This window comes from Paenibacillus sp. FSL P2-0089 (assembly GCF_038595095.1).
GTDB classification, from domain to species: domain Bacteria; phylum Bacillota; class Bacilli; order Paenibacillales; family Paenibacillaceae; genus Paenibacillus_AQ; species Paenibacillus_AQ silagei.
Genome location: NZ_CP152006.1, coordinates 3,193,511 through 3,208,855, shown reverse-complemented (window position 1 = coordinate 3,208,855; position 15,345 = coordinate 3,193,511). Strand labels below are relative to the sequence as shown.

The 15,345-nt window shown below is 50.5% G+C and carries 21 protein-coding genes; 7 read left to right on the top strand and 14 right to left on the bottom strand.

All coding sequences use genetic code 11. The annotated features are described in order from the left end of the window. Window positions 1-97: 97 nt before the first annotated feature. Both NST69_RS13205 and NST69_RS13200 read left to right on the top strand, forming a co-directional pair. Complete coding sequence (locus NST69_RS13205; RefSeq protein WP_339314037.1) at window positions 98-673, top strand: hypothetical protein; 576 nt, start codon at window positions 98-100, stop codon at window positions 671-673. 134 nt (window positions 674-807) lie between these two features. Beyond that, window positions 808-1,701 (top strand): S-layer homology domain-containing protein, encoded by an 894-nt coding sequence (locus NST69_RS13200; protein ID WP_339256355.1) that lies wholly within the window; start codon window positions 808-810, stop codon window positions 1,699-1,701. 89 nt (window positions 1,702-1,790) lie between these two features. Here the strand turns inward: NST69_RS13200 and NST69_RS13195 are convergent, their stop codons facing one another. The 8 genes from NST69_RS13195 to NST69_RS13160 all read right to left on the bottom strand — a co-directional run bounded on the left by NST69_RS13195 (window position 1,791) and on the right by NST69_RS13160 (window position 7,182). Further along, window positions 1,791-2,042, bottom strand: coding sequence for a hypothetical protein (locus NST69_RS13195; protein ID WP_036728915.1), 252 nt, complete (start codon window positions 2,040-2,042; stop codon window positions 1,791-1,793). 176 nt (window positions 2,043-2,218) lie between these two features. After that, complete coding sequence (locus NST69_RS13190) at window positions 2,219-2,353, bottom strand: hypothetical protein (RefSeq protein ID WP_268748465.1); 135 nt, start codon at window positions 2,351-2,353, stop codon at window positions 2,219-2,221. Window positions 2,354-2,504: 151 nt separating this feature from the next. Then, the gene (locus NST69_RS13185) at window positions 2,505-2,927 is read right to left on the bottom strand and encodes a hypothetical protein (RefSeq protein WP_340953275.1); all 423 of its coding nucleotides are present in this window, start codon (window positions 2,925-2,927) and stop codon (window positions 2,505-2,507) included. A 114-nt stretch (window positions 2,928-3,041) separates the two neighbouring features. After that, window positions 3,042-3,323, bottom strand: a complete 282-nt coding sequence (locus NST69_RS13180; RefSeq protein ID WP_036728921.1) for a holin — start codon at window positions 3,321-3,323, stop codon at window positions 3,042-3,044. A gap of 5 nt (window positions 3,324-3,328) precedes the next feature. Next, complete coding sequence (locus NST69_RS13175; protein ID WP_342549535.1) at window positions 3,329-4,132, bottom strand: glucosaminidase domain-containing protein; 804 nt, start codon at window positions 4,130-4,132, stop codon at window positions 3,329-3,331. 165 nt (window positions 4,133-4,297) lie between these two features. Then, window positions 4,298-4,378 (bottom strand): YjcZ family sporulation protein, encoded by an 81-nt coding sequence (locus NST69_RS13170; protein WP_245368211.1) that lies wholly within the window; start codon window positions 4,376-4,378, stop codon window positions 4,298-4,300. Window positions 4,379-4,792: 414 nt separating this feature from the next. Beyond that, a complete protein-coding gene (locus NST69_RS13165; protein ID WP_339256348.1) occupies window positions 4,793-6,424 on the bottom strand; it encodes a diguanylate cyclase in 1,632 nt (543 codons plus the stop codon). A 152-nt stretch (window positions 6,425-6,576) separates the two neighbouring features. After that, entirely contained in the window at window positions 6,577-7,182 is a 606-nt protein-coding gene (locus tag NST69_RS13160; RefSeq protein ID WP_342549533.1) for a pentapeptide repeat-containing protein, read from the bottom strand. A gap of 248 nt (window positions 7,183-7,430) precedes the next feature. Here NST69_RS13160 and NST69_RS13155 point away from each other — a divergent pair, with 248 nt between their 5' ends. Continuing rightward, on the top strand, window positions 7,431-7,706 hold the full coding sequence (locus NST69_RS13155) for a PilZ domain-containing protein (RefSeq protein ID WP_340953279.1): 276 nt from the start codon (window positions 7,431-7,433) through the stop codon (window positions 7,704-7,706). Window positions 7,707-7,809: 103 nt separating this feature from the next. Here NST69_RS13155 and NST69_RS13150 read toward each other — a convergent pair whose 3' ends face one another. From NST69_RS13150 to NST69_RS13130, 5 genes are read right to left on the bottom strand one after another with little or no spacing between them, the layout of a single operon-like run. After that, complete coding sequence (locus NST69_RS13150; RefSeq protein ID WP_036728937.1) at window positions 7,810-8,544, bottom strand: hypothetical protein; 735 nt, start codon at window positions 8,542-8,544, stop codon at window positions 7,810-7,812. Further along, on the bottom strand, window positions 8,538-9,239 hold the full coding sequence (locus NST69_RS13145; RefSeq protein ID WP_339256342.1) for an ABC transporter ATP-binding protein: 702 nt from the start codon (window positions 9,237-9,239) through the stop codon (window positions 8,538-8,540). Before NST69_RS13145 ends, NST69_RS13150 begins: the two co-directional genes overlap by 7 nt. A gap of 5 nt (window positions 9,240-9,244) precedes the next feature. Then, window positions 9,245-9,628, bottom strand: coding sequence for a GntR family transcriptional regulator (locus NST69_RS13140; RefSeq protein ID WP_076077758.1), 384 nt, complete (start codon window positions 9,626-9,628; stop codon window positions 9,245-9,247). Continuing rightward, on the bottom strand, window positions 9,628-10,374 hold the full coding sequence (locus tag NST69_RS13135; RefSeq protein ID WP_209873505.1) for an ABC transporter permease: 747 nt from the start codon (window positions 10,372-10,374) through the stop codon (window positions 9,628-9,630). Before NST69_RS13135 ends, NST69_RS13140 begins: the two co-directional genes overlap by 1 nt. Then, a complete protein-coding gene (locus NST69_RS13130; RefSeq protein WP_342549531.1) occupies window positions 10,367-11,341 on the bottom strand; it encodes an ABC transporter ATP-binding protein in 975 nt (324 codons plus the stop codon). The genes NST69_RS13135 and NST69_RS13130 overlap by 8 nt, the downstream gene beginning before the upstream one ends. Before the next feature lie 285 nt (window positions 11,342-11,626). Between NST69_RS13130 and NST69_RS13125 the strand changes: the two genes are divergently transcribed. From NST69_RS13125 to NST69_RS13115, 3 genes are all read left to right on the top strand, one after another. After that, on the top strand, window positions 11,627-11,998 hold the full coding sequence (locus NST69_RS13125) for a hypothetical protein (RefSeq protein ID WP_036728954.1): 372 nt from the start codon (window positions 11,627-11,629) through the stop codon (window positions 11,996-11,998). Between the two features lie 142 nt (window positions 11,999-12,140). Next, a complete protein-coding gene (locus tag NST69_RS13120) occupies window positions 12,141-12,611 on the top strand; it encodes a hypothetical protein (protein WP_036728957.1) in 471 nt (156 codons plus the stop codon). 75 nt (window positions 12,612-12,686) lie between these two features. Continuing rightward, window positions 12,687-13,622: an aminoglycoside phosphotransferase family protein gene (locus NST69_RS13115; protein WP_342549529.1), complete on the top strand. Its 936-nt coding sequence runs from the start codon at window positions 12,687-12,689 to the stop codon at window positions 13,620-13,622. 40 nt (window positions 13,623-13,662) lie between these two features. On the opposite strand, the gene NST69_RS13110 is transcribed toward NST69_RS13115, so the two are convergent. After that, entirely contained in the window at window positions 13,663-14,598 is a 936-nt protein-coding gene (locus NST69_RS13110) for a phosphotransferase (protein WP_342549528.1), read from the bottom strand. 205 nt (window positions 14,599-14,803) lie between these two features. Between NST69_RS13110 and NST69_RS13105 the strand changes: the two genes are divergently transcribed. Further along, window positions 14,804-15,199, top strand: coding sequence for a hypothetical protein (locus NST69_RS13105; protein WP_036728963.1), 396 nt, complete (start codon window positions 14,804-14,806; stop codon window positions 15,197-15,199). The last annotated feature ends 146 nt before the right edge of the window (window positions 15,200-15,345 follow it).

The window sequence follows — 15,345 nt, the reverse complement described above, 5'->3', positions numbered from 1 at the left end:
ACATATCTATTAGTCACATTAGCGAATAAATTCAATCCGTCCGGACAAGGTTACATATATAGTATAGGAATATCAGATAGATTCAGGAGGAACCGCTATGAAGAAGTCCTTGTATAAAAAGATGTCGTCCCTCGCCCTAGTCATCCTATTCAGCGGTGCCATTGGACTGACCGCAGGCTGCAACACTTCGGCTAATCAGGCCACCCCAACTCCCGCCGGGACAGCACAGCCGACAGCAGCGCAACCCACGTCAGCACCAGCCACTGAACCCTCCACCGGGAAGGCGTCCGTGAACTGGGAATCTGCGATCCAGCAAATCGCGACTACGGATACGGAGGCCACGCAAAAAGCAGATGCCGCGGAAGTTTTGGCGAAATCGTACACTCCGTCGGCTGTGGAGCTTAAGGATTTTGAATCCCAGATCGTGGAGGAGTACACCGCCGGGAATTATCTCGCGCATAGCGAGGATGCCGGATACATGCTGACGAACCTGTTCAAGGCTACCGTTGTTGAGCGCAATCACCCTGACGGTGAGGCTATTAAGAAGTTTGCCTTTGACTTTTATCAGAACACTAAGAATGTCTTCCGCGGAATTGATGCTGTGGACAGCGAAGCCGTACAATCGAATGAAACGCAGATGGACAAGGCGTTGTCGGAGATTACAACCAAGTAAACCTCCTTATGTCTCCGGCATGGGACCTCCCGTATTTATTGACAATTCAGGAATGATGGTGATACCGTTCATTAGGGTAAGGGAGCTTAGGGCTCCCGCATTCATCATAAGAATTCAATTGATCAGGAGGTCCCATGTTCAAAAAAACAATCCTTTTCCCCGTCATCAGCATGATGCTTCTCAGCTCTGCCCCGTCTTCATCCGCAAGTGCGCAAAGCTTGTACTCCGATGTCAACGAGCAGAAATATTCCTGGGCGATGGAATCCATTCTTTTCATGACGGATAACGATGTGCTAAAAGGGTATTCCGACGGCACCTTTAAACCTGAAGCAACGGTTACCAAGGCCGAGTTCTCCGTTATGCTCTACCGTCTATTCGATAAATACCGACCCAATGTAAAGCCCTTATTTTATGAACAAAAAGTCACCAGCTACCTTGATGTCCCCAAAGATCACTGGGCCTACAAAGAAATATCTGAGCTATACAATTCCTCTGCGGTCAGCGGCGGCGGGATTTCCCAAAACCCTTCAACAGGCAAGTATACCTTCCAACCTGAAGCCCGGCTGACACGACTCAAGCTAACGTCTATGCTCTACCAATTATTCGCTGAAGATTTCGACAAGGGTACGAATACCGATGATCCTGACAAAGAGTTATACCAGCGGTTAAGTAAATTCAAGGATATTCCCTTGAGAAAATTCAATACTCAGAATGCTATGGATCAATACATGGATACAGAAAGAGCAAGGGCCGGCACCAGATGGGATACATACATACCCGGGGATGAGCTCTCCCCAGCGATTTTTTATACATACCAAAATGGATCTATCTCGCTAATTGGAGATTTCACCTTTCTGCCGGTTTACGCCATTGCAGCGATGGACTCCCAAAGGATTATTACAGCCGATTCCCGTGGATACTACAGACCGCTCGCCCCTGTTACCCGGGCAGAACTGGCAACGATTCTGGACCGCGTCTATCTGTTGTTTGAGAAGAAAGGGATTCTGCAAAAATACAGCAATAAATAGCCTTAAGCGTTGATTCATCAAGCAGGGACCCTAGTCAACAAAAATAGCCCGGCCTCTTACAGTGCCGGGTAATGACATCTATTTTCCGATCAAATTCGGCCGGACTCCTTCAATAAAATAAAATCATGACCACGCCGGGTCAATTTGATGTCAGTAGTTCTGACTGTCACGATCCCGCTGCCTGACCGGGAGATCTTAATATTCTCCACCATCCGGCTGTCGATAAGCTCCTCCATAATATCGGCGAAGGCCTCGGCTTCGAGTTCCATTACCTCCTGATTAACCGCCTGTTCCGCTTCAATCCGCTTGAGGATGGCATATATCTTTTCCTTCTCTTCCATCGTACACCTCTTTCATGCCAGCACTAATTGCCCTGAAGACAATGACCTCTATTATCGCACATCCATTCGGGGCAAGGCGAATTTAAATTTACCGTCATGCAGCATAGCTTGTCCATCCTGCATCTGCAACAAGCGCAGTCCCGGATTGCCGGGACTGCGCTGACTGATTGGATCTCCTAGTAGAAGCAGGCACTCAGAATAATAACGAGCAGGATATAAAGAACCAGAATCGCACCTGTAGATGTCCAGGGACCTACTCCACACGTATTCACGCCGCCTACATTGCCACCGTATCCGCAATCTGCACCCATGAGATTACCTCCTTCATAATGTTGACTACAGAACAGCATATGAGCCGGTTGCCTCATCAGATTGGGCGAAACGGACATAATTTGGGGCGTATGTACAAGGGCATCCTGCCCGCCCTCCTTGCGGGCAGCCCAGGATGTCCCATGCTATTGCTTAATCGGATACCAGAATTCCATCGAAGCTCTCCGGACCTACACGGACTGTACCCAGAAGGTTCGAACTGACAAACGCAGTATACGTTAACTGCGGAGTAATTGTCGGAAGGAAATCATCTGCAGAGAATGTGATAATCTGTGGAGCCAGAACACTAAGATTGAAGGTAGAGGTGGCGGAATAGACCAGCGGGTCAGTTGGTAGTGTTCCTCTAACAATTGTTACAGTTATGCCTAGCAGCGCAAGCGGAAGCTGCAACGAAATGGTTCCTTTTAGTATTACGCGAGGGTTCGTGCCTACCCCTGCAGTGATCAGCCCAATTTGCCCGAACAGCTGCGGAGTATTAATTACTAGGATAGGTATTGCAATAGAGTTAGCAAAACTAGCATTCTGCGAGGTTCTTCCATCAACATAAGTTCCCATATCAAGCACCTCCTTTCTTCTTAATTAATATATTCGCGTTCCTTCTAAATCGCTTGGATGATATCACCATTACTTATTCCCCATCTTATATTACCGCTTGAAGCCGCCGCTCTACTAATCTTCTTTGGTAGTCCCGCTCCGCTTATTGAACGCCAGTTCAAACAGCCCCGTTGCCGATAATCCGGCTAAGCCTCCGGCCCATAGACGAAGAATGAGATTCATGTCTGTAAAAGGGTACGCAGCCGCTCCTACCAGCAGGCCGATGGCCAGCCCCACCGCAGGAACCACGTTGCGCGGAAGATTAACGCTGTTCTTGACGAACTGGACCAGCGCCATAACGAATACCGCCAATACGGATGCAAAAGCTAGTACATTGTTAAGTGCATCATTGTACATAACGGCTACACCCCCTTGCTTGTAACCAGAAGACCGGCGCGGTTCAATACTGTCAGCATCCGGTAGAAATCATAGCTGGCTCCTGACGGCGTATCCAGCAGACCGGCTGCAGACGCGGCCTGTACCGCAGGCTCAGCCCAGGCCGGCACATTCATTACTGTGCGGCCCTCAATGACCGCCAGCCGCTCCGCGACACCTTTAATGGCCTGGCCTTGCTCTTGAACCCCGGCCTTCAGTGTATCTCTGCTGACAGACAGCCCTGCCAGCAGCTCCTTCAGTTCCCGCAGCTCGATTTCCAGCGCCGCAATTTTTTGTTTATCTTCAGCTGACATCTCTTCATCCTCCTTCAGCTCGTCATATTGATACAGGTTATATGAATCCATAATCTGAATCAGCTTGGACGCATAACCCGGGTCCGTTGCGTAGCCTGCAGCAGCAATCTCGCGGGCGGCTGTTTTGCCGTCGACTCCAATAGCCTTGTTGTACAGCTTGGGGTTCCAGGACACTCCCCCGGTAATCAGTGCGGAATGATCCGCTATAGATTCTCCCCAGTTATGATAGGAACGGAACTGAGCAGTCACCTGTACAGCTTGGCCGTTCCTGTATTCCGTTGTCGGAAGCGCCAGGCTGCCCGCAGGCCCGCTGCCCTTGATACCGAACAGATTGCCTGCCTTCAGCGTCAAGCCGCTCGTTCCCCAGCCGGATTCCAGCGCTGCCTGGGCAATCGTCAGCGAAGCTGCGATACGGGTGCGCTGCATATCCGCTACTGCGAAAGAAGCGATCCGGGCGATAAATTCGGAGTTCGTCATTGCTTCACTTCCTTTCCTACTATATTAAATGCCCCGCCCTGCCAAACTGCCTGTGCTTATCCCTGTTATGATGTATATGGAAGTGAGCTGCAGCTTATACGCACGCAAACAGCGCCGGAGCGGATGCACCGGCACTGTTTCAATAACCCACTATATTCCCTTCCACTAAAATACGCTAAGGATAATAATCAGCAAAATAAACAACACCAGTATCGTAGCCGTTGACGTTCTCAGACCTCCACTCATCTGGAGCCCTCCTTTCTTACGCACATGCCCAGCTTTGATCCCTCTACATCATATGCCTGTAGTCCCAAAAAAACTGGGCGAACGCACAATATGGGATTTATATGTAAAAAAAAGTATTGTTAAATCTTCCATCCTGGCTTAAACTAGTAATAATTAACTATATCGGAGGGACTAATTTACTATGCCTTCATATTATTTCAAGGAAATTTGGACACCACTGAGCTGGATAGGCATCAAGTTTTTCCGGGACGACGAAGGATTTCTGTGGATAAAGAGATGGTCTAATCCACGTAAGCGGTTACGCTGAACGTAATGAGATAACGTCAAACAACCTTTTTTCCGGCACAAGAGAAGCATCCCCGTCCTGCCGATAAAAGGTTGTTTGTTGTTTCTGTCTGCTGTTGATTGCTGATGCTAAGATGCCGCCTCGAAGGTAATCCGGTTCTTCCCGCTCCGCTTGGAGATATACAATGCTTCGTCTGCGAGCCGCAGGGTCTCGATCGTATCTCCGCCGTCCGGAGTCCATACAGCAGCACCTACGCTGCAGCCTACACGAAGCTCCTCGCCTTTAATCAGAATCGGCTGGTTGATCTTGCTGATAATCCGCGAAGCCACCACCTCCGCTTCCTTCATCGGTTTGCCCGCCGAGGTATTCAGAATAATCACGAATTCATCACCGCCCAGCCGGGCAACGATCTCATTGTCCCGCGTACAATCCATCAGCCGGAAGGCCACCTCCTGTAGCAGGGCATCTCCAACCGCATGGCCGAAGCTGTCATTCACTTTTTTGAAGCCGTCCAGATCCATGTACAAAAAGCTTAGTGTCGTCCGCTTCTGCTTGGCCTTACTGACCGCATGGGCCAAAAACTCATCCAGTGCTGCCCGGTTGGGCAAGCCGGTAAGCTTATCATGCAGCGCCATATCCGACATATAGCTCAGCTTGGTCTCTGTCTTGGTCAGGTTGTTCACCAGGCTCCGCAGGGAGGCCGACAGAATCGCCACATCCTTGAACCGGGTAGAGGCCGGGATCTCCACATCGGCACCGGAGCTGAGCAGGTCGGCTGTACGGGTGATATCCCTCAACGGTCGGCTGATCCATCCGGCCAGCAGCCAGCCGATTAGTGCGAAGGCCGCAGCGGTCAGCAGACCGCTGATCAGGATGAAGCGTTCAAGCTGATGGACTGAAGCAAAAGCGATGTCTGCCGGCTGACGGATAATGACCGTCCAGCCAAGGCCCGGGTAGTTCATGTAGCCATCACCATAGGCGTATCCCGTTAAATAGGAGTCACGGCCCCGATCCTGTTCGATCGCGTATGAGCTCTTACCGCTGCGGGCCTGCTGCAGGACCGCAGCCGTCATTCTTTTGCCGGTGAGCGCTTCTGGCCCCAATAGAATGGTGTCGTCCTTCTTACTGACCACGAACACTTCCACACCCTTAAGCCGTTCCTTGAGCGGATTCACAATGGAGGCCTCGACCTCACGTGACCACTCCCAGCTAAGATGTGCCGCCAGCACGCCGCTTGTCTGTCCTTGCTTGTCCATGACCGGCACACTCACATCAACAAACTGCAGGGCTTCCCCCGTCTTACTCTGCAGCAGCTTAGATAGCAGCACCGCATCGTGGACATCCCCGACGAAGGTTCCCTTAAGTGCCTGCTGAAAGACAGGCCTCTGGCTGATATTCGTTCCTTGCAAGATCTGATCCGTGGAAGCAACCACATTCCCTGTCTTATCCAGGAAGCCCACCCAGGTGAATACCGGCAGACTCTTCTTCAGCTGATTCAGCAATCTGCCGGCCTCTGCTTGTTCAACGGGTTCCTGAAAAGCATTCAGCTTACTCAAAACTTCTATTTCACCGGAACGTGACCACATGAACTGATCAAGCTTCTCGGACATTTGATTGGCCTCTGCGGCCAGGGAGCTGCCGATACTGACTTCCACAGAAGTGGTGGAGCGGTTGCCGATCACATAGCTGAGAATAGCCGTGAGCAGAATGATAATAACCGCAAATGCAGCTGAAAATAAAGTGCGAAGACTTAATGACATGTACACTCTCCTCTTCCGATGACCTTGTTCATGCTTCCGACCACTGAAGATATCTTGCGGCAACATGTCGAACTGGGTCGATATTTCTTTATCGGAAGAGTCCGGCAGAAATATAATACAGCTTCAGGCACCAGCCGTTTTTTCTTGAGTCGTTACCCTACCTTCGCTCCCATAGAACGGGCCAGCAGCACGGCCTGCTCCACTTCCAGCCGCACTCCTTTGAGCTCCAGGCTCTTCAGGTCAATCCCCTCCAGCTTGGCGTCACGCAGATCTGCCCCTGCAAGCTTGCACTGAGCGAGCTGAACCCGGCTTAAATCCGCCCCGCGTAGATCCGCCTTTTGCAAATCGCAGCCCTGCATGTCTGCCTCGGTGAACCGGATGCCCCGCAGATCCTGCCTGCTGAGATTCAGATGGCGCAGATTCGTATAGGCCCAGTCCCCTCCGCTAAGTGTGATTCCGTCCATATAGGCATTGGCGAAATCCGATCCGACCATCTTGCAGTTCTCGAACTTCGCCACGAATAGATTCGCTCCGGTGAACTTGCAGTTGGTGAATGCGCCATCCGTGTGCAGCGAAGCATTCAGCAGGGCACCGGTGAAATCGCAATCGACAAACCGGCAGCCGGTGGAGGTCATCTCTTCCATTGAAGCTCCCCGAAAGGAGCAGCGCTCAAAGGTGCAGCCGTTTATTTCTCCATCCTGCAATGCTGCGTAATCAAAATTATGCTCATTAAAGGTTTCATTATGGTATTGATACATAGTTTAAGCACCTCTTTATCTGGGTATTGGAGCAAAGGTATGGTATAACAGATACTATATAATTCTTTAAATATACTACTTTAGGAGATTGTCCAAGTGTAGCCGTTTCGATATAATAGCAAATAAAATAGCGGAGGTAAATGATGGATGACTCCAGCAGAAAAGAACCATTCCGATATGTAATGAACCAGCCCATCGATTGCTGGCTTGAGATTCCCGCCAGTAATTCGGGACCGGGAGCGGGAAAATTGACTGAAGGTATTCTGCTTGACCTTAGCCGCTCCGGCTGCAAGGTCCGCACGTCGCTGAACCTCCGCTTCACCGCAGGGGATACGAAGCTGATTATTCATTTTCAGCTGGCGGAAGAGAAGCTGCAGTACGAAGGCAGTGTCCGTTGGGGCTGGATGTTCGGTCTGGGGCAATACCAGTACGGGGTAAGACTGGACCTGCAGGAAGAAGAGGAAGAACAGCTGCTGCGGGAGCTGGAGCTCTGGACCAGCGGAAGAAGCGCGCAAGGCTTATAGTCCATCCTATCCCCAATAATGCACACAAACGCAAGCAAGGCTGATTAGGAGCCTTGCTTGCGTGAACTATGAACGATGCGCTATCCCTCTGCTACACTTCGCTTTATACTTCGATTCTTCTCTTCACCAGCGCCACCATTCCATAGATCATCAGGCAGACCACCGCCACTTCAAACAGCAGCGCCCTTAGATCAACCGGAAGGTATGGTATAATAAATTCACTGCCGGATTGGGGCTCTCCAGTGTAAATCTCGAAGTTAAAGGCAATATCCAGACCAATGAAGTAGGTGTCAAAGAGCAGCTTCTCCAGATAACCTATTCCGTTCTGCAGCAGGACCAGAAGGCCGATGCCAAGCCATACTCTCCACTTCATACGCAGACTATAGGCTACTGTAAAGGAGAACATCACCATCACCATTAGAAATAAGGTAGACCAGATCGATTGAAGCAATGCCCGGAAGCCAACCGTCCATAGATTGCCGGGCAGTAAATCCACCGTGTTCAGCAGCTTGAGGATTCCCAGATGGGCCAGGCCGAGGAGGATGACCACCCCAATCAACAGCAGCGCCAGCAGCATGGGAGTCAGGACCGTCTGCAGTGCTGTAACCGGCAGAAGCCGCCGCTGATAGGATTTAAGATTACGGAAATATCCGGTGACCGCTATAAATATCATCGCGATGGCCAGGATGCAGTAAATAACCAGATTCAGGGAAGCCAAGCCCGTGTCTATCTTTGCACTGGAGATCCACAGTCCGGCCTGAGCGAGCAACGCAATGACGATGAAGACGAGAATGCGTTCTTGTCGGCGTTTAAGATCATATTTTAATAGCTTCAGCATTCGGCAAACACCTCTCTGAACAGCTCATCTACACTCTTCCCATGCTCTTGTCTAAGCTCCTCCACCGGACGATGCAGCACAATCTCCCCCTCCTTCAGGAAAATCACCTCATCAAAGATCCGTTCGATATCCGTCACCAGATGAGTAGAGAGCAGAATACTGCTGTCCTCCTCATAGAACTCCATCAGCGCATTCAGAATCTTGGTCCGTGCCACCGGATCAACGCCTCCAATCGGCTCATCGAGCAGGTATAATCTGGCCCGGCGGGAGAGCGCTAATGTCAGCTGCAGGCGTTCGTTCATCCCTTTGGATAACGTCCGCACCTTATCCGCTGCACGCAGCTTCATGAAATCCAGCATCCGCAGTGCCTTGGCCTGATCGAAATCCGGGTAGAAATCCTGCTGGAATCTCAGCGCATCCCCGATATTCATCCATGACTCCGTGACCGGCACATCCGGCATGAAGGAGACGAGCTTCTTGCTCTCTACGCCCACGGGCATCCCGAGGACTGAGATCCGGCCCGAGGCGGGCCAGGCGAGTCCGGCGATCAGCTTCATGAGCGTGCTTTTGCCGCTGCCGTTACTTCCCAGAAGGCCGGTGATGGTGCCGCTGCCCAGCTTGAAGGAGACCTGGTTCAGCGCCTGTCTGGGGCCAAACTGTTTGCTTACATTCTGAATGTCAAGTATATCGTCCACTCTTCTTACTCCCCCTGTTCTTGGTCCCGCTGGTGAATGTTCTCTGCTACTGCAGTTAGTATATCTTCGCCCTGGAAGCCTAGCTCCTGCATTCCGCGGATAAAACGGTCCAGCACATCCTGTGCCATCTCCTTCTTGACAGTCAGAATCGTCTCTTCGCTTCCGGTCACATATCTGCCCATGCCGCGGCGGGTCTCCACGATGGTCTCACGCTCCAGTTCCTGAAATGTTCTTTGCACGGTATTCGGGTTAATTTGCAGTTCAGCGGCCAATTCTCGGACAGAGGGGATCTTATCTCCAGGCTTCAGCTTACCGGTGATAATCTCTCCCTTGATGTAATTCATGATCTGGAGATAAATCGGCTGGTTATTATCGAATTCGATCCCCATCAAGCAACATCCCTGCGTCTGAAGACGGCGAAGCCTGCAAGCAGGAACAGCGTCATGTAGATGCACAGCAGGATAATGGAGAAGGTTAGTGTCATTCCCTGCATCGGTGCACCGCCATCCTTGTAGGCTGCGAGATTAAGATTAGGGAACAGTACATATTTGTAGAACTCACGGGAAATGACCAGCTTGTCGATGGTGGTCGCGAAGATGGTTGCTCCAATGGTTACGCCAGTCGATTTCGTCAGAATCCCCAGCATGAAGCCGATCGTAGCGTAGACGGTGCAGTACACAGTTGAATACAGCAGCGAAGTTAGGATCTCACCGATTCCCGCTTCCCCTCCGCTGAGTCCGAAGAAGACCGCTCCTGAGAGGAAAAGCCCCACCGTCGCAACTACCTGCATGCTAAGTGTATAGAGTAGTACAGTTACATATTTGGAGGCCAGAATCGCCGTGCGGCTGCGGGCACGGATCAGCAGAAATTTGATCGTCCCCTGGCTGTATTCCCTGGATACAATCCCCGCCGTCCCGACGATCACCAGAATGGCCAGAAGCTGACCAATGCCTCTGGGCTGAAGGGAATCCGCTGTAAAATCTGCCGCTGAAGCATACATATCTGCGGCAAATGTACGAGTCATATAGCCCACTGCCAGCGACAGCACCAGCAGGATGACATAAGGAATGATATTGCTGCGTTTCTTCGATATTTTGAGCCATTCATTCAGCACAAGCAGATTAAATTTACGCAATGCGGTTGCCCCCTGTCCATTTCAGGAAATCCTCTTCCAGACTTTGTCTATTCTCAGTGATCCGGTATATCCCGACCTTGGCTTCGCTAAGCGCCGCCACCAGCTCCGGTACGGATCCATCCGGCAGCTGTACATGCAGCTCGGAATGGGCTTCATCCGCTCCAGTTACCTTGACGCCCTGCAAGGCTCCGGCCACAGTCCGTGCAGCTTCAATCTTGTCTACCCGGATGGCAAGCGCTACCTCACTCTGCGCCTCTGGTGCTTCCGTAAGCTGTGTCACCGTTACAAGCTTGCCGTTCTGAATGACCACCGCGCGGTGGCAGATCTGTTCAATCTCGGCCAGCATATGACTCGAGATTAGAATGGCAATGCCCTCTACCTCTGCTATTCTCCGCATATAGTCGCGCATCTCCCGGATGCCGGCGGGGTCCAGCCCGTTAGTCGGCTCATCCAGAATGAGCAGCTTCGGCGAGTGGAGCAAGGCCTGAGCAATCCCCAGACGCTGGCGCATACCGAGGGAGTAGGCCCGAACCTTCTTGTTCATCGCCTCCTGCAGCCCCACCAGCTCCACGACCTCCTTGATCCGTGATACCCCGGCTCCATCACTCATGCGTAAATATTGCAGCAGGTTGTCGTACCCGGTCATATGCGGATAGAACTCAGGATTCTCAATGATCGCCCCGATCTGTGAGATCGCCTGCTTGAATTCCTTCCGGATGCTGTGTCCATGAATCAGAACATCCCCTCCGCTCATGCGGATCAGTCCGGTCATCATCCGGATGGTGGTCGTTTTGCCGGCGCCATTCGGTCCCAGCAGCCCGACAATCTCTCCCTTATGGATCTTGAAGCTTAGATTATCTACAATGGCCTTCCCTTTTATCAATTTGCTGACGCCCTGCATTTCCAGTACGGTTTGTTCTTGCGCAGGGCCTGACGGCTCCTGAACATTATGAGCGGTTGAATTCATGACAGCCTCCTTGTGCGGATCGGTATAGGTGGAGTATTAATTCCACGGGTTGTTGCTAAGCTGGAACATGTGTATTTTCAATGTTGTATTGGTGTGTTAGTTAAATAGTACACTAGGTGTTTCGATTTGTAAAGCAGGTTTGTGAAAAATTTCCTGAAGCACTATTAAACAGGCTATTCGTGCAGGGGTTCTAACCATACCAATCTCTATCAGCATACATAGAATAGTATTGCAGCTGGCAGTACGTGCTGCTTTTGCCAAAAACCGCTCCAAGGAGGAATACACATGAATAAAGAGGTTCATATCTCTCAGACTTATCCAAGACTAACGGTGTACAGCGAAGAAAACTTCCGGGGAAGAAGCAGAATCTACAGAGGCAATCTCGGTATCCGCGATACGGACAATATTCTGGATGGCATCGAAAGCCTCCGCTTCTTCTCCACCAGTAGCAATGCTACGCTCGTCCTGTTCAGCAGAACCCGGTTCAGAGGCAGCTTCCGCGTGCTTCGCGGCAACCACAGTATCCGTGATCTGGATGACTTCATCTCCGGCAATGACGTAGAATCGATCATCTCTACCAACCAGAGACTGACGCTGGACCAGATCCGCCGTATCCGCAGCAGCGGGGAACTTCCTCCAGGCTACCGCTTAATCTAACAGAATAGGCACGTGAAACAGGGCACCCTCTGGTATCGCCCAGCCGGAGAGTGCCCTGTTTAGTATTGGATTATCATGATCAACGTACTTTTTAGCACAACTAAATGATTCCTTTTTCGTTAAAGTTATAGGGGGTGAGATCATGCGGAGTATTTGCTTTTCCATTCTGGTATCTATTTTTCTGATGAGTGGATGTAGCAACCCAACCGGAGAGCGAATCATAAACATGAATTACAGCTTCAATGAACCACATCTTTTTCCGTTTGAGATCAATGAAGTTCGTACTGAAATCGCAGTTGATAACCCGTATGTGCTACAACAGTATGTTTTTCATTATAAAAACAAGCAGACCCTGCAAGAAATAAGATACATCCTGAGCAAGGTTATGAGTGCACCAGAGAAAATTTCCACCCAAGGCAAGCAACGCTTAGAACTTGATAATGGAAAAGAAGCATACTATGACGAAGACGAAACTACTCAATCCATCTGGTGGGAGGGGGAGAACGGATTTTTGGCGCGATTTGTATATTATATCAACGGAAATCTAGATCCGATCCACACTAATAAATTAGAGGTCTCCGCCTTTATAGACTTAGCTAATCAAATTCAATAGTATCTTCAGACCAGATCACCGGGCCGGCAGTATATACTGTGAAAACTAGCATTCCGCGAGGAGGACCAACAGAATATGAAGCCACTGGATATCCATCCAACAGCGTTGTATGAGCAGGTTCAGTCCGACATTGGCAGCTTTCAGGTCTTGAGAAACTACAGACTGAATAGTGTGAGAACCGGGGTCTGGAAGCTGCAATCCGATCAGGACTCTAAATGTTATTACTTAAAAACCTACAGCCGCAAACAGAGATGGCATCCTGAGGTTTATGCCTATCTGCATTGGGTAGGTCACTTGAAGCCGTATGTACCAGAGTTCATCGCTTCTTACGAAGGCGAAGGTTGGCAAGCCATATTAATCACATCCATGGATGGATTAATCATGAGGGATACTGAACTAAGTCCCCTGGCTGTGGAAGCCGCTTACCGTAAGGCAGGTGAATTAACAAAAGTACTGCATGATTCACAGATTGGCGATTGGTTCGGCCGCCCTGATATAAATGGAAATCCAATCGAGTTATCCCATAATGAGGACCCGGTAAATTATGTTTCTAGTTCCATTAGGGAAGTTACAGCGCGATGTATGGAGGAAGATCTGCTGCAATCTTCTGAAATCTCTTTAACCGATTGGGCACTTCAGAACGCTCATGTATTCCGGCACAGCAGACCTGTTCCTATTAGCTGGGACTCCACACCAGGCAACTGGCTGGTGGATGACCAGGGTATTTTGACAGGAATGATTGACTTCGAGAATATGCTGTGGGGGCTGGCTGTGGACAACTTCTCCATTCTGTTCGCCAGATATTTCATAGATCATCCATCAGCCAGAGATGCTTATTTTGCAGGGTATGGACTTGAAGTGCTTAAGGACCAGTCTGCTGAAATACAAATATGCTGCATCAAAATGGCCCTCGGCGATATCTGCTGGGGTACTCACAATCATCAGCCTGAAGTCGTCCGATCCAGCAGAGAGCTCATGAAAAGAATACATAATCAGCAGCTTTTCCTGTAGGGAAGCTTGAAGGCAGTGCAAGTTCCATGCAGCTTCCGGCCTACATCGCAGCTACCTCTGCCGCCAGCTCACGGACCTGCTGTTGCAGGACATTCACCTCATCGGTCCCTTCCCAGTAACGGGTGGCGAAATGCAGGAATACGTCTATCTTGCGCAGGAGCATGAGCACCGGAATCGCCGCCAGTTCCTCGGGAGTCAGCGTAACCCTGCGGTTATAACCCCGCCAGAAATCATGGATGATCCGTTCCGAGTCCTCATGACTGAGCAAGGCCGACAGGATTACAGCAGCATCCATAACCCGTACATCCCGGGTGCAGAATTCAAAATCCAGCAGCGCCGTCACCCGGGCCGTATCCGCTTCATCCACCAGCAGGTTGGAAGCATTCAGATCGCCGTGCACCAGCTGATGCGGCAGGCTCTGAAGCTGTTCCAGCGAGTCAGCCACATTGTCGTAGGCATCCACTAATAGGGTCAGCTCCGGCAGCAGCTCCTTCAGAGACTCGGGCGGGTCCGTCACCAGACCATGCAGCGCTTCACGGGTGCATAGCGGATAGGAGGTCCGCAGCTCGTAGTATGGACGGTATACGGACGGGATGCCCGTATCTATCTCAGCCAGTGCAGCGGACAAGATGCCTGCCGCTTCTCCAAAAGACTCATAGTAATCGGCAGCTTGCCCGGACGGGGATTCCCCTTTAATATAAGCAAACAAGCAAGCGAATTTCCCGCTCTCTTCAAGTTGAACCAAGGTCTCTCCACTGGCAGTACGGATCGGAAGAGGTGTACTGAACGGCAGACCCTCAGCGGCCAGCTTCAGCAGCACCGTATGTTCAAATTCTATTTTGTTCCTGTCCTTATGGGTGTCATAGATACGCAGCACAGCGCGGCGTTCCCCGCTCTCCACGAAATACGTTGTATTATTCCATCCTCCGCTCCGCTTGCGCAGCGTGCCCTTCCATTCAGGCCAGACCTGACTCAATATAGCTTCCGTAGGCTTATGCCCCTTTCTATTAGGTTCAGAAGCAATTGTAGAATCCGGGTACGGCTATGTCAAATCTACTAGGATTGGGGCGGTTCGCTAGCCTCTGATCCAGTCGCCTTTTTTAGCTGCAAAAGACAATTATACAAAACAAACTATCAGATTTACATATATTACTGTATCAAGAGAAAAGGAGGACTTCCAAATGCCAATTTATACTATCGGTGCAGTGCCCAACCTTGAGCCTACCGGAACAGTAATATCGCAATTCGTCGAGCTTCGAATCACCAACACAACCGTTGCAAGGCTGGAACCTATTGTAGTCAATGCTTACAGTGTCGCAGATTCCGGCCCGGAGGGGATAGCTGAAACTCTGAATTTCACAACAACGTTCGGGATTGCCGCTCCAAATGGTGTGGTTACGCTCATCATACCAACGACAGTGGCCAATTACAGTATCACCGTTTCTTCACCTGGTGCTCCCGGATTCGTGAACGACATCTCGCTATACGCAGTAGCCCGGGATGCAGCCGGATTCATAGTGTTTGATCAGGTATATCCATTCGGAGACTGGAACATCATCGGTCCCGTCCTTAGTTAACTTCATTTCATTGCTCAGGCGAGTCCTGAGCTTTTTTTGTTTCTGGTAAAACTGTACAGAATAGCAGCCCGCTCACTATCACGATCACTCCTGACCTGATAAGCCTATGCTTGCACCACTTCAATAATATGCGGAATGCCTGATTA